This window comes from Roseateles sp. (assembly GCF_039595595.1).
In the GTDB taxonomy this organism is placed as follows: Bacteria; Pseudomonadota; Gammaproteobacteria; order Burkholderiales; family Burkholderiaceae_C; genus Roseateles.
Map to the genome: position 1 here is coordinate 35,965 of NZ_JBCNLG010000011.1, position 13,786 is coordinate 49,750.

Below are 13,786 nucleotides of genomic sequence, written 5' to 3' on the forward strand. Positions count from 1 at the left end.
CGAAGAGCGCTCCGAAGTTGCGGGCTGGGCCGAAATCTCCGACCTTCTACCGGTGGCATTCTTGGGCTTTTGGCAAGCGATTGGCCAACGAGGCCATGCGCCCCTAGACTGGTTCCTCGCTCAAAGGTCACATCAGGGAGAGAACGATGACCGAAGAGACTCTGGCGCCCACGTGCGGCTGCGCCTCACTTGGAACGTTCGCGACTTGCTCATCCGGACGCACTGACCCGCACGGTCGATGTGCCGGCGGCAAGCCATGACTGCGCGCGACCTGGCGCCCCTGGCGGACGAAGGGCTCCCTGGCTACTTGCTCGTCGCCTGGGAAGCGGTCACGTCCCCGTTGCTCGTCCACGACGAAAGACGCATCGTCCATGCCAATGCCGCGATGCTGCGCTTGCTTGGCTACGAACGTCGGACGATGTCAGCGATGTCATTCGACGCCTGGGCGGTGCCAGCGCATCGCGAAGCACTGCGTGACTATGGCTTGCTCGCCATTGCGCGGGACGTACTGCCGCCGGCCATCGAGGTCGACGCCGAGACCGTAAGCGGATCGATTCGCTCTTTGGAAGTGACCGCACGACCGTGCACCGTGCAGGGGCGTCGCTTGAACGTGCTGACGGTGCAGGACTTGAGCGACAGCCGGCATGTGCAAACCAGCCTGCTGAATGTGGGGAGGGTGCTTCACCAGATCATCGAGAACAGCCCAGTCGCGAGCTTCGTGCTCGACACCGAACACCGCGTGACGCACTGGAACGCGGCTTGCAGCAAGCTAACCGGTGTCGACGGCTTTGACATGATGGGGCGCCGCGACGCCTGGACCGCCTTCTATCCCGAACCGCGCCCGCTGCTGGCTGATCTGATCATCGACGGCACGATCGATGCCCAATGCATTTCGCTTTACGAAGGCCGTTGCCAGCGCTCGCAGACCATCGACGACGCATATGAAGTTGAAGCCTTCTTCCCGCGGATGGACGAAGGAGGGCGCTGGCTGTTTTTCACCGCTGCTCCGTTGTTGGACGCAAATGGGACTGTGGTGGGCGCCATCGAGACACTGCAGGACGTCACGCAACGGCGCCGCGCCGAGGAGGAACTGCGCCGACACCGCGCAGAGCTCGAGGAGTTGGTGACAGAACGCACGGCCGAGTTGCTGCAGACGCACCACGAACTGGAGGCCTTCCTCGAGAACGCCTCGGTGGGCATTGTGACCACCCTGAACCATCAGATCGTTCGAGGCAATCGAAAGTTCGCCGAGATCTTCGAACTTGGCGACACACCTGCCAGTGGAACGCCAACGCGTACGCTCTTCTCCAGCGACGAGGACTTCCAGGCGCTGGCTGAGGTGGCCTATCCCGTGCTATCGCGGGGTGAATCGCTCCAACACGAGATGGAGATGCAGTCCATGAGCGGCAGACGCTTGTGGATCCAGATGATCGCGTACGTCGCCAACCCTCAGGACCGGCTCGCGCGCATCTGGTGGCTGCTGCAAGACCGTACTGAGGAGCGCCGCGTCCAGCAGGCCCTGGCCGAGAACTACGAACGCATCAAGCTCACAAACACGCGGCTCGAGGAGGCACAGAACCAGCTGCTGCAAGCCGAGAAGATGGCGTCGATCGGTCAGCTCGCCGCCGGCGTGGCGCATGAGATCAACAACCCGATCGGCTTCGTCAGTTCCAATCTCGGCACGCTGCGCGGTTATGTCGAACCGATGTTCGGGCTGCTCGATGCCATGCAGTCAGACTTGGCGGCCTTGCCGGAGGCGACCCGCGCGGCGCTGAAGGAGCTCGACCGTCGCATCGACCTGTCCTTCGTCAAGGAGGACCTGCCGCAACTGCTCGACGAGAGCGAGGATGGCCTGGTGCGGGTCAAGAGGATCGTGCAGGACCTGAAGGACTTCTCGCGCGTGGATCACGCTGAGTGGCAGGACGCCAACCTCAATGCCGGTCTGGAATCGACGCTCAACGTCGTCATGAACGAGGTCAAGTACAAGGCCGAGGTGAAGAAGGACTACGGCGAGTTGCCGCCGGTGCGCTGCATCGCGGCACAGCTGAATCAGGTCTTCATGAACCTGATCGTCAATGCCGCGCATGCGATCCCGCAGCGCGGTGAGATCAGACTGACGACGCGCGCCGTGGACGACTGGGTGTGGGTGCAGGTCGAGGACACCGGCACCGGTATGAGCGAAGAGGTCCGGCAACGCATATTCGAGCCGTTCTTCACCACCAAACCGGTTGGCAAAGGTACAGGGCTGGGGCTGTCGCTGTCGTATTCGATTGTCCAAAAGCACGCTGGACGCATCGAGGTAGAAAGCACGCCCGGCCATGGGACGCGCTTCCGCGTCTGGGTTCCCGTTAGACCTCAAGCAGCCGACCCGTCCCAAGGCTGAATACCAATCGCTCCCGCCAACTCCGTCAGTACATGTTCTGTCGCCCGTGTGTGGACATGAACCAAGACCTCAAGGAGAGACGAAAGATGGAACTTGACACGGTGTCCTACCTGTTTCAGAGCCCGCAAGGAACCTTCAAGATCAAGCAACGGTTCAGCGGGCGCTGGCGGGTCATGCACAACGACATGCCCTGGGGTGACTCGTTTGGCTCACCGCAGAGCGCTGCGACTGCGATCTCCAAGAACTTCGGCGTGCCGGGCGACCTCCAGGAGTGGACCGAGATCGGACACTTTCATACCGACCGCGGTGGCCTAGCGCGCTGATCAAGACCAACATCGCACCTCCGTGATTGCGAGGCCTGCAGCAATCTGAGCGTGGTGATTCACACGGCTGTCAAGTCTTGCCAAGCCATATGCTCCCTTCACGCCGTGTTCTCTACGCTTATCCAGCAGACGCCGGGCAGACGAGCGGGCCGACTCGACCGCGTTCTGTGCGATCCGGCGCTGCGGGCGCGTTGACCAGGTTGACGCCGTGTTGATCACTGACTCGTTTGTCCTCCGCTGTGAGACTCGATGCGATCAGGCGCTGCGCGCTTGAACTCGCTTGACCCCAACGGCGCTCGGCCGTGCGTTCCGGACAGCCCACCCAGCCATCGATTCGGCGACGCCCATCCGAGTCAGCATCGCACTTCTGCCCGGCTCCCGATATGGCGGCCAATGCAGTCCCGTCGCGCTCAATCTGGCGCCAGGAACCACCCGGACTGGGGCAACGTACCGCCTGCGCGGCACGCGGATCGTGGTGCGCACGATAGCGGACTCAGGGCCTTGGGTGGGGCTGCGTTGGCAGGAAGCCGAACGGGATTGGCGGCGACGCCGTCGCGGACTCCGTCGGCGCCACCCGTCGCTCCATCGGTTCAGTGGAGCAAAAGCCGCCGACGGCGACGCGTTCCCGCGCGCGCTCGATGCGCTCGGCATCCCAGGCCCGGACGGCGGGGGCGGCCATCGCTGCGTCTCCCACTGAACTGAATCTTGCCGCGGAGACCGCGGGCAGCGGCGTGCATGCGCTCATCGGCGACAGCAGTGGTTCGCCCCGGTCCGTGGTCGCCGCAAGGCTCGTACTGAACCGCGACTGGCGTCGCATGCGCTCGATCGCTAGGCGCAGTTCCGACATCTCCATCTGTAACTGCTTGATCTGCCGGCGCGCAACGCCAACCTGCGCCTCAAGCTGCCGCCGCGAAGTCTGGAGCTGATCGATCAGCGCCCGGCTGACTTGCAGCTTGCGCACCCACCATGTGCTCGCGATCGCCGCCCCCACTCCCGCGCCACCCAGGGCACTGGCCGCCAGCATCCAAGGCTGCACCAAGTTCACGAATGGATCCCGCTCATGTGATTCATGTCGCCACTATGGGGCGATATGCGTGCGAAACCTTCACCGGAACCAGCTGTTTTCACCGTATCGCAAGCGGCACTGCCGCCGGTAAGTGGGTCGTCATCGATCAGATATGACGTCGTGATATTTGAGGACGAACATAATCCGGTTATGGCCGATTTCAGGTCGCCAGTGGGCCGCCATCAGCAACTTGCGGATCTTTCGCGACTCCGACTCGGCCCTAGGACGTCGGCGGAGTGCCTCCCTGAAGCTCCATGCTGGTGATCAGCACGCAAGACTGACCCAGGTAATCCAATGGTTCGGCGCTCAGCATGACCGGCGCGATTGTCCCATCGCCCATGCGCACGCGGAGCTGCAGGCCGCTCACACGCCCCTGGGTCTGCAGGGTCTGATAGAAGAGTTCCCGGTCGCTGGCGATGACGCCATAGGCGTGCGGGGCGGTCTACGTCCCGAGGACGTCCTCGACGCGTTTACCGTAGCGCTGGCACAGCGCCTAGTTGGTTTCGACGATGCGCCGGTCCGCGACCGAGACGATGGCCATGGGCACCGGCGCGGACTGGGACAGGCGCTGGAAGCGGTCGCGACCCACCTCGATCTCGCGGACCGCCTCCTGCCGCGCGCACCGCCCGTCGATGAGGTCCAGCGCATGGGACAGGTCCGCGCCCAGTTCCTCCAGCAAGGCCATCAGCTCGCCGTCGAAGAAATCCGGCTCCCCGGCGCACAGCATCAGGACGGCCGTGGGCTCGCCGCCGCGTCGCACCGGCACCCAGGCGATCGCACGGATGCCTTCGGCCACGAGCTCGTTGCGCCAGCGTCCGGCCCGCGCGTCAAGCCCGTAGTTGTTGCGCAGCGCGCTCACCCCGTCACGCAACACGCGGGCCGTGTAGGTCGTCTGGAATGCCGGATCGCGCAGATCCAGCGTCGTCGGCACGTTGCGGAGCACCTCGGCGGCCGGCCCCGCACTGGCGACGCAGATCGAGGTCATTGATTCGAGCCCCATGACGCCGGACGTAAAGATCACGCCCGAGATGCCGCTACCGGTGCTCGGCACGTTCACGAGCAACAGCGGCCGACGTTATGACGTGATCAGTGTGGGCAGCGGCTATAGCGGCTTCTTGACCTTGGTCGATGACGCAGGGTTCCTATGCTCGGACCGCCTGGATGACAAGCTGGTGGCCGTTGGCATGCCGACGGTCTACCAGCAGGAGCCCTTGATCAGCGAGGCAGCGGATACGGGTCTGTCCAAGCCACGCACCCAGGCGGTCGCTGTGACGTTCCTGGGCCTGGCCGGCGCCTCGGCCAGCTTCGAGATCGCCGTCATGGTCAATGGCGCGGTGGAGGCAAGAAGGGTTTCGAGCTTCGACGCGTTCTCGCCAACCGTGCAGCTCGGCGACCTCGCCATGGCCATCAGGGTCGACGGGAGCGGGCTGACGGTGACGTCGCTGAACGAGCCGACCGACTATGTTCGGTGGCTCGGGGAACTGCGGGCGGGCATGCGTCACTGATTACGCGGCAGACTTTGATCATAAGGCGGCTCGCCTTCTTATCTCGCCGAAGTCCGGTGCACAGAGAGCCAGGCGTCGCGCCCCTTTGACGCAACGTCGGGACCGCCTCCGCTGTCACCGAACATGGAAGAAGGTCTGACGGCTCCTTGGGCTCTGGTTAAATGTCGCCCGCGTCGCCAAGAGCGACCGACCATAGACCCAAAGGAGAGAGTCATGCCGAAGTCCCTGCAACATGTTCTGAGCCAGATCGACAAACTGCAGAAGGAAGCGGACTCGCTTCGGGCCAAGGAGGTGTCGGGAGTCGTCGCTCGCATCCGAGAGGCAATCGCCCACTACAACCTGACGCCCGAGCAGCTGTTCGGGCGCGCCGGGCGCAAGGCAAAGGGTTCTGCAGCTTCCTCGGGCACGGCGGCGAAGCGCGGCCGCGGCGCACCCAAGTACCAGAGCGACGACGGACGTACGTGGAGCGGTGTCGGCAAGCGTCCCGCTTGGTTCGTTGAGGCGTTGGCGAACGGGCGGTCGGCGGAGGATCTGCTGGTCGCAAAGTCCGGCACCCCAGCCACCTCGACTTCTCGCAAGCCTAGCAAACGGGCCAAGACAGTTCGCGCCGCCGGGGTCGCAAAGTACGCCAGCGCCGATGGCCGGACGTGGACAGGTGTGGGCAAGCGTCCAAAGTGGTTCAACGAAGCGCTCGCAGCTGGCAAGACTCCGGAGGATCTTCTCGTTGCAAGATCCTGAGGCAACTCAGCCTTTCCTCATTTCAAGAGTTGGCGTGCGCGACCTCCACGGTCGCCCGCATCAGCATCAGTTCGGAAGCGACCTATGCCTAGACGGTTTGATATTCACAAGACCATCAGCCTTGGCTTCTTTAACGGTCGCGAGCAGTACGACCAGGTCATCGAACCCGGTTGCGGTCACCTTGAGTTTGACGGCCATGACATATATTGGGTGTCTGGCGATCGACGGCTGATGTCGGACACGATCAATGAAGCCATCCTGATATGGCTCAGAAGCGGCGTGATCGTAGAACGTGAGTGAGGCAGTCCGCTGACTCGTCCCGCCTCAAATGCTCTCGTCTTTGGCGATCATGGGGGTAAGGAGGCCGGGCGGCGGCTGATTGCGGCCAGCGTCGCTGGCCTCCTCCACGACGTTGTGATCCGCTAGGCTCACTAGATTCGACTCGGGCGCGGGGGGGGGGCGAGCGGAGTCCAACCTCCAGGAAAAGCCATGAACAGACCCTACGGCGGCGGATTGGCGCATGTTTGTCCGTGACCAGCATCAACGCGGGGTGCAGGGACGGTGCGCAACCGGGCTGGTCAAGACGCTTCGGAGGCAGGTCCTACGGTCGGATCCAGATGCTTAAAGTTCGCTCTTATCCAAGTGGAGTCAATACTTGCACGGTTCTCGGTATTGAATAAGTCGGTGCTGCTGGCTGCTTTCAGCATGTCGCTGAATAGGCCAGAAAGAAAAAGATTCTCATTAACGAGGAATGTGGCCGAAGACAGCCACTTTCCGTTTGGACCCCCGCCGCGTTTCTGTCCCGATGGCACCTTTCGATGATCGCCCTGATTCTTGGACGTGAGCGGGGCCAAGCGTACGTATTTGTCACTTCGCAGGATGATGACAAACGGCCGGACCTTCTGTTCCGTAACGCCAGCTAGAGGGTTGAGTGAATGTCGAACGAACCCGTGAGACTTAAGCGTTGCAGAGGACAGCCAGTACACATTTCCAACTTTTGGCACGATGCAACTCCGTTCGGAAGTTGAGGATACTATCCCGAAAAGAGATTTTATAGTTTGGGGGCGCCTTCTCAGCAAAACATTTGCCGAGCGATAAGGCCAAGTAGAACAACGGTCGTAACAACCGTCATCCCACCGGTTGTGGATGTATCCGTCCCCACATGTATCTATGGTCAGAGCCGCCGACTTAAAAAGCCAGTCAGCCGTCTTGGCCCGCTGCGGGCGCCGAGCCTGAAGATCAACGTGAACAGGCTTGCCCAGCACACGGAGGATTGCAGCGCGGCTACGCGGTAGGCGGTCCAGCTTTAGCAACTTGGCTGTTGGGGGCCGCTGAAGTTGGGGTCGAAATCGGTCTGGCGCTGACTGTTGACGTTGCCGAGCATTGGCGTTCATGTCGTCGAGCGGAGCGGTCAGCTTCACCGAAATGTGCACCTACGGCGCGGCGCATTCAAGCCCTCGCACGAACAGCCAATCCGTCCTTGGGCGACGGGACGCAAAAAACTGACTGTTCGCCGGGGCGCTGCTGGCGGGCCAGCGTGCCGCGGCCATCATGAGCCTGGATCCAGTCAGCAAAGTTCAACCGGTATGACCCATGGTGCCCATCGGAAGGACGTCCTGCTGTGCCTTCCGACCCAGAGGGCTTGCGGTGTCGACCAGTTGCTACCTCATCACGGGGTGCCACCCATCTGACCGAACGCTCAGCACCGGCCAACATATGTTTCCTTCTGCCGACGCATAACGCCATGCCCATCGCGCACTAGCCCGCACTAGAGCCGGCTAGGTCGCATCGAGCGCCCGGATGGGGGCACAAGCCGCGAACCGCGGGGAGCGAACTGGTCCCAAGCGCAGTCCTGCCGCACTGCTCCATCCGGGGGTCAAGACAACGGCAACCTGATGGCGAGGGCATGCGTGCGCAACCACCCGTGGACCAAAGCACCCCAATGCTTGTCCCATGAATACGGGGCAAAAAGGCTGCGCTGAGTATTAAATGGATTCTTCCAGAATCTACAGATCACGGCCTCTTCAGAGGAGGCGCCGGACGGAATGAAATCGTGTGAGGGATGAAAGATAACGCGTACTGATAATCTAGTGCGGGTTTTCCCTTGGTGCCGAAACGACCGCCCGGGTTGACCCCACGACGTTGTTGAATTCAACTGCGCCCCAATCCAACCCAAGTCGAGTTGTACAAATTGGAAGAATTTGAAATTAGCCAGAGCGCTTGCCGAGCCGCCAAGAACAGCTTCTTTGCTCGCGGAGAGCAGATCTCGACGTGGGCTGAAAAGCACGGATTCTCGAAGGATCTCGTCTATAGCGTGTTGGCAGGGAGAGCGAAGGGGCACAGAGGTCAAGCGCACCGAATCGCTGTTGCGCTCGGCCTCAAACCTCTACCGGCTGACAACCCCGAGATCGCCACCCACCCAGGAAGGGAGACCTAACGACCTACTTCGAGCCGGAAAAAGTGAAGGCCGACCTCGTAAAAGGTCGACCTTCGGGCGACGCCTGACAAGTCAGACATTGGAACCGCCTGATTTGAGTCTGCGCGAAACCAGGAAACTGGTCAAGCCCTTCTGGCACTTCTTTGGCATGCAGGCCTTAGGGGATTCCCAGGGTACTGCCTATGAAGAATATGACCGGGCAGCAATGTACGCAGACCACGCAGCTTCGCCACGCGGTGACTACAGCGAACTCCCAAAATTTACAGGGCAGGTGTTACGTCGCCTAGACCGGCAGATGCTTGCTCGCCACGGGCAGGGGCGCGGCGAAGACTACCGGCCATGGATACACATCAGGCGCAGTCTAAAAGCGAGGCGCTCACGCCACTGCCTGACTCATCTCCCGCTTCGCGCGCGTTCGTTCCATCTGCTGAGCAAACTCGAAAGCAACATAGCCTTGGCGGTGGGCTGGCTTGGCGCCGGAGAAATTCGCGAGGGTCTCCCCGCATGGCCCATCGAGCATGCAAGCCCCGCCAGGGGCTGGGATGCAAGTCTCGACGCGAAGCTCGGCACGGTACCTGGACTGCTTGAGATCGCCCGCAATGCCGGCATTGACCATGGCGAGTACCCAGGCACACAAGTTCCATTCGTTGCAACGATTGATATCGTCGCAGTGCTTCCACCACTGCCACCACACAAGCTGCTGTTTGTGGGCTGCAAGCCCTCGTCCGAGCTGCTCAACAACCCACGCGCCCTGGAGCGCCTGGAGCTCGAGCGACTCTACGCACAGGCATGCGGCGGCGTTCACGCGATCGCACATGAAAAAACGTTCGACGAGAAGCTCATCGAGAACCTTCAATGGATCGTGCCGCGCCATAGTGATCTGCAGCGGCTCCAATCCACCAGCATCCTGGACGATTTCAGTGGTGAGTTTCTTCGCTGCGCAGCTGAACTGCCTATCGCCGAAGCGCGCAACGTGGCGGCCGCGAGGGTTGGCGGCAAAGAGGATCCTGAGACGTTGCTCCGCGCGTCCCTTTGGACCCGCCGGATCGATGCAGATCTGACGCGCGAGATCATCCGATCCAGGCCACTGGTTCGCTGTGGTGAACGGATCGTCCGCTCCTGCTTGGCCAAGTTGCTGAAGTAACGTGGCAACCGATCTTGCGCTACTGGCCGGCAAGGCGTTGGTGACGTTCGATGACCAAGCGAATCCAACGCCATGGGCCCGAATACTTCATGTCACGCGGCCGTGGGTGTTCATCATGAAGTTCCCTCGCCGCGGCAAAGGCGGCATCGCGGACTGGCATGTGCCGGCGCCAAAGAAGTTCACCGTTGAGGAGCTTCGAACGGCAATGCGCGACCGCGGTCTGACCCTCATGGACTACCAAGGCCCTGCACGTTGGTACTGGACGGAGCGAGACCTGGAAGATATGAAGGCCCGCGCCGAATCCGGCGACGAAGTCGATAAAGGCCTCGGTACGCGCGGAGATCGGCGGAACATTGACTTGTGGATCACTGGTCGAGACCTCGCCTGGTCATACATCAAGCCGTTGTTCGAGGAATTCTCTATCGCCGATGTTCTCACGCTTGGGCTTCATCGTCATTGGCCCACCGCGCGCGCGCGGGAGCTTGATGTGGACTCCCGCCAAGTCGTGCGAGCCTTTCGACTCTACATGCTGTCACTCGGGCAGCTCGGCGCGTTGATGCCTGCCTTCGATCAACGAGGCGGACCGGGCGTTGAGAAGTACAGCAAGGTGCCCACAGGAAGAAGAACTGAGTTCGAGCGCAGCGATGGGAGTCGTGGCTTCGCAGCTAATGCTGACGACCGCAAGGAAATGCAGGACGTTTGGAAGAAGCATATGAAGAAGGGGACGTCCGTCGAGAAAGTGCGTCACCGAGGGCTCACCGAGCATAGAGCGCAGAGCGTTAGCCAGAACGGGCCAGACGTCGTCGTGACACTCAAGCCCCAGGGTCAGTGCTGGTCAATTGCGCAGCTTCGTCGACATGGCCCTCGCGGACAAGGAAATCTATCGGCCTCGGCGATTAACAGCGGAGAGACAGAGAGCCGTCCTCGGCAGAAGCTGCGTTCCAAAGCGCGTTCGATGAGACCGGAGCGGGTCGGACTCATTGGTCAAATTGATTCTTCACCCGCTGACTTCTATCCGTGCTCCGCCGCATCGAGCCTCGGGGCGCTCTGCAAGCCGTGGCGCACCGAACTTACCGATGAAGAATTAGGCTACACCTTCGGTCTGTATGTCGGCTTCGAGCACGTCTCCACCTGCACGTCTCTGTTGACTATCCTGAACGCGGCCGAGGACCATGTCGCGTTCTGCGCCGCCTACGGAATTCACATTGAGCCGTCGCAATGGTATTCGCGATCATTTAAGCGCATCAAAGCAGACAACGGAGAGATGAAGGCTCAGAACGCCTTCAAGGCCTTGGAGGAGCTAGAGCAAACGGGCGAGTTTGCCCGCGCATATGCCTGGGAGGACAAGGCCCTTCAGGAATCGCGGCACAACACTCGGCAGTCTAGCGTTGAGCATGAGGTCGCAGGAACTGACCAAGGCAAGCGTAGGGATCGCGGCGCACCCGACCCCAAGCAGGATGCGGTTGTGACCTTGCATGCATTCATGCAGCAACTCATCAAACACATTCTCTGGAAGAACAACGAGGAACCAGTGCCGCATCTTCTCACCGTCGAGATGAGAAATGAAGGCGTTCAGCCATTTCGGGGCGACATCTATCGTTGGTGCTTGCAGAAGGGCTACGCTCTCGAGGAGTCCACGGATCTCACTGCGCTTCGTGCAAGGTGCCTGCCAACGATAGAGGCCAGCATTCAGCCAAATGGCATCCACCTGTTTGACCCGACATCCACGCGCAAACGACTGATAAAAGGGGTGGTTTACAACAGTGGCTGGCTGACTAGCTCGGGGCTCCTTTCCAGCAGCAAAGGGCGGAAGAGGGTTCGAGCACGCATCAATCCGTCCAAACCAGAGAGTCTCTTTGTGGAGTTCGGTGACGAAGGCATCAAGGAGCTGAAGCTCCAAACCGACGATCCGTTGCTCAGAGAGCTCACGCTGGCGGAATGGCTTCACATCGACTTGGGTGATCGAGCCTTTCGTGCACAGCAAAGCGCGAAGCAGTCGAGTACCAAGGCTTCTTTGCTCGCATCCACTGAAGGCACGAACAAGGACGGGCGAGCCAAGAAGCGCCGAGAGCAATCAGCCCTGCCGACCAAGCCGACAAAATCGTCCATGGTGAAAGACATGAAGGAACGCACCCGGCGCGAGATGAAAGCGACGAGCGACCACTACATCCCTGACGCTCGCGACCGAGCTCGACAATCGGCTACCGCAGGCCAATCCGCGCCTGTTGGCATATCGGTCGCGACAGCGATGGCAGCGCTTAGGAGCGAGAGTGATGATATGGAGGACTGAGGGAACTGACGGAGCCGCGGATGAAAGCCGACTAGCGAGCTATCGCTTCCTGATCCATATGTCCGGTCCCAGTTGGACCCCACCCCGGCCGCGATGAAACTCCGATGTCCACTCCTGAACAGCTATCCCTCCTGACTCGGCTTGAACTCGTCGAGCAGAACCCGCTGACTCAAGCTTTGCAGCGCTATGACGATGACCTCTCGCTGGCCAGAGCATTGCGTCGCAATCCATTCAAAGGCGGTATGCCGGCCGATATTAGCTACGAACGGCGGCTGAAGCTTGTCGACGAAGTTGTATCGCTAGTGACCGTCACGCCGTCAATGCTTGCCGGTGCCCGGGGCCTTCACAATGCGCTCTTCTCGAGCCTCGACAGGCAAAACCCTCTGAACCCCAATGAGCGGCGGCGAATATTCTCGTTCTCGGACAATGTGGGAAGGCCTCTAAAAGACTTGGAGTGGGCCCCGGAGTTCAGCGGCGGTTTGGTGTTCGCAGGTTGGACCGGGAACGGAAAATCACGCACTGTTGAGCGCTTTCTCGAACTTGTTCCTCAGGTAGTTTGTCACGAGGCAAACCAAGCATGTGGTTGGACCAAGCTTCGGCAACTTGTTTGGCTCAAGGTGCATATGCCCTCTGACGGGAGTCGCGGCGGTCTCATGGTCGAGATGCTGAAGCAGATTGACCGGGTCTTAAATACCGACTACTCAAAGCAGTACGTAGGTAGGGGGTGGACCATCGAGAAGCTATTGGTCGTCGTGATCTACATCCTCCTCGTCCACAGATGTGGGCTGGTAGTCATTGAAGAGTGTCAAGAAAATAACCTGTCGGTGAGATCGCGGTTTGGCGCTGACTTCGTTCAATTTTTTCTACGTCTTTTGAATGCGGGAATGGGAGTTGCAGTTCTTGGCAACCCGCTTGCATTTGATGAGCTCAGGAGCTCGGCACAAACGGAAGCGCGACTGACCGAGTATGGCTGGTTCGACTTCATGCCCATCACGGACCCGACCAGCGACGACTGGACGAAGGACGTCATGGCGGGCGTCTGGAAGGCGGCTCAATTGCTGAACGAGCGCGATGAGGAGTTCGAAGGACTCGCCCAATTGGTCTTCGAGAAGACGGGCGGCGTGCTGCGCTACGTCGCGCGCCTGCGGCGAGTGACTCTGGCGCTGGGGCTTAAGACAAAGGCCACGCGAGTCACTAAGGAACTCATCTTGTCGGCAGCAGAGTCGCCGGAGATGAGTGGCGTGCAGGGGCAGATCAACGCGCTCGCACAACGAGATTTTGAGGCGTTTGCCCGCTGGGATGACTTGCCTACCGGATGGCTCCGCCAGGCATGGTCCTCCGATGCCTCTGCACCCGAAGCCCCAAGCGGCGGCGATGAGTCTAGTGCACAAGCTGACGCCACTTCAGAGCATCAACCCGCGAAACCGCGCAAACCGTCTCCGAAGAATCCGAAGAAGATGTCAAAGGACGACAAGCGGGTCCAACAAACGAACCCCGGTGCGGGCTACCTCGGCGATGACTTCAGGGCAAAGCTAATGGCGGAACTTGGGGAGCGCGCTGAGAAGGGAGCGCGATGAGGATCCCCAAAGAATGTGTGCACGCCTCCGCATGGCCGGCTGTGCCGACGGGCGCTACATACACGTCGGAGATTCTTGCGTCTGCTCGATACGCCGGAAATCAACTGCGCGACCACTTGGTGAATCATTTCGACATCGAGCAGGTTCAAGGCAACCTATTCGCACTAGGCGCTGGATCGTTCGTCGATCGCACGTTCGGCGGTGATGTAGATCCCGAGTCGATCGTCCGACATCGAACGCCGTTCACATTCTTCGCAAGTTTTCTCTGTACTGGTGATGAAGAAGCTTGGATGGCTTCTCTGGTCGCTGGAGATGCGGCCTTG

At 60.7% G+C, this 13,786-nt stretch carries 10 protein-coding genes and 1 pseudogene; 9 read left to right on the top strand and 2 right to left on the bottom strand.

Annotated features, from left to right (window positions below):
- The first annotated feature begins 256 nt into the window (after positions 1 to 256).
- Entirely contained in the window at positions 257 to 2,383 is a 2,127-nt protein-coding gene (locus ABDW61_RS14865) for an ATP-binding protein (RefSeq protein ID WP_343639689.1), read from the top strand.
- Positions 2,384 to 2,469: 86 nt separating this feature from the next.
- Positions 2,470 to 2,706 (top strand): hypothetical protein, encoded by a 237-nt coding sequence (locus ABDW61_RS14870; protein WP_343639691.1) that lies wholly within the window; start codon positions 2,470 to 2,472, stop codon positions 2,704 to 2,706.
- A 493-nt stretch (positions 2,707 to 3,199) separates the two neighbouring features.
- On the opposite strand, the gene ABDW61_RS14875 is transcribed toward ABDW61_RS14870, so the two are convergent.
- Both ABDW61_RS14875 and ABDW61_RS14880 read right to left on the bottom strand, forming a co-directional pair.
- The gene (locus tag ABDW61_RS14875; RefSeq protein ID WP_343639692.1) at positions 3,200 to 3,751 is read right to left on the bottom strand and encodes a hypothetical protein; all 552 of its coding nucleotides are present in this window, start codon (positions 3,749 to 3,751) and stop codon (positions 3,200 to 3,202) included.
- 514 nt (positions 3,752 to 4,265) lie between these two features.
- Positions 4,266 to 4,757 (bottom strand): GAF domain-containing protein, encoded by a 492-nt coding sequence (locus tag ABDW61_RS14880; RefSeq protein ID WP_343639694.1) that lies wholly within the window; start codon positions 4,755 to 4,757, stop codon positions 4,266 to 4,268.
- A gap of 13 nt (positions 4,758 to 4,770) precedes the next feature.
- Between ABDW61_RS14880 and ABDW61_RS14885 the strand changes: the two genes are divergently transcribed.
- From ABDW61_RS14885 to ABDW61_RS14915, 7 genes and pseudogenes are all read left to right on the top strand, one after another.
- Positions 4,771 to 5,277, top strand: a complete 507-nt coding sequence (locus tag ABDW61_RS14885) for a hypothetical protein (protein ID WP_343639695.1) — start codon at positions 4,771 to 4,773, stop codon at positions 5,275 to 5,277.
- Between the two features lie 213 nt (positions 5,278 to 5,490).
- Entirely contained in the window at positions 5,491 to 6,015 is a 525-nt protein-coding gene (locus tag ABDW61_RS14890) for an H-NS family nucleoid-associated regulatory protein (RefSeq protein WP_343639696.1), read from the top strand.
- Between the two features lie 1,472 nt (positions 6,016 to 7,487).
- A pseudogene (locus tag ABDW61_RS14895) lies at positions 7,488 to 7,706 on the top strand (transposase domain-containing protein); the annotation flags it as partial.
- A 500-nt stretch (positions 7,707 to 8,206) separates the two neighbouring features.
- On the top strand, positions 8,207 to 8,452 hold the full coding sequence (locus ABDW61_RS14900) for a DNA-binding protein (RefSeq protein ID WP_343639849.1): 246 nt from the start codon (positions 8,207 to 8,209) through the stop codon (positions 8,450 to 8,452).
- Between the two features lie 79 nt (positions 8,453 to 8,531).
- Positions 8,532 to 9,596 carry a hypothetical protein gene (locus ABDW61_RS14905; protein ID WP_343639698.1) on the top strand — a complete coding sequence of 355 codons (1,065 nt, stop codon included), beginning with the start codon at positions 8,532 to 8,534 and terminating at the stop codon, positions 9,594 to 9,596.
- 1 nt (position 9,597) lies between these two features.
- The gene (locus ABDW61_RS14910) at positions 9,598 to 11,886 is read left to right on the top strand and encodes a hypothetical protein (protein ID WP_343639700.1); all 2,289 of its coding nucleotides are present in this window, start codon (positions 9,598 to 9,600) and stop codon (positions 11,884 to 11,886) included.
- Between the two features lie 104 nt (positions 11,887 to 11,990).
- The gene (locus tag ABDW61_RS14915; protein ID WP_343639701.1) at positions 11,991 to 13,463 is read left to right on the top strand and encodes a hypothetical protein; all 1,473 of its coding nucleotides are present in this window, start codon (positions 11,991 to 11,993) and stop codon (positions 13,461 to 13,463) included.
- The last annotated feature ends 323 nt before the right edge of the window (positions 13,464 to 13,786 follow it).

What these genes read in the sequence shown, in the direction of transcription:
- ABDW61_RS14865 (WP_343639689.1), top strand. Translation starts at nt 257, where the DNA reads ATGACTGCGCGCGACCTGGCGCCCCTGGCGGACGAAGGGCTCCCTGGC.
- ABDW61_RS14870 (WP_343639691.1), top strand. Translation starts at nt 2,470, where the DNA reads ATGGAACTTGACACGGTGTCCTACCTGTTTCAGAGCCCGCAAGGAACC.
- ABDW61_RS14880 (WP_343639694.1), bottom strand. Translation starts at nt 4,757, where the DNA reads ATGACCTCGATCTGCGTCGCCAGTGCGGGGCCGGCCGCCGAGGTGCTC.
- ABDW61_RS14885 (WP_343639695.1), top strand. Translation starts at nt 4,771, where the DNA reads ATGACGCCGGACGTAAAGATCACGCCCGAGATGCCGCTACCGGTGCTC.
- ABDW61_RS14890 (WP_343639696.1), top strand. Translation starts at nt 5,491, where the DNA reads ATGCCGAAGTCCCTGCAACATGTTCTGAGCCAGATCGACAAACTGCAG.
- ABDW61_RS14915 (WP_343639701.1), top strand. Translation starts at nt 11,991, where the DNA reads ATGTCCACTCCTGAACAGCTATCCCTCCTGACTCGGCTTGAACTCGTC.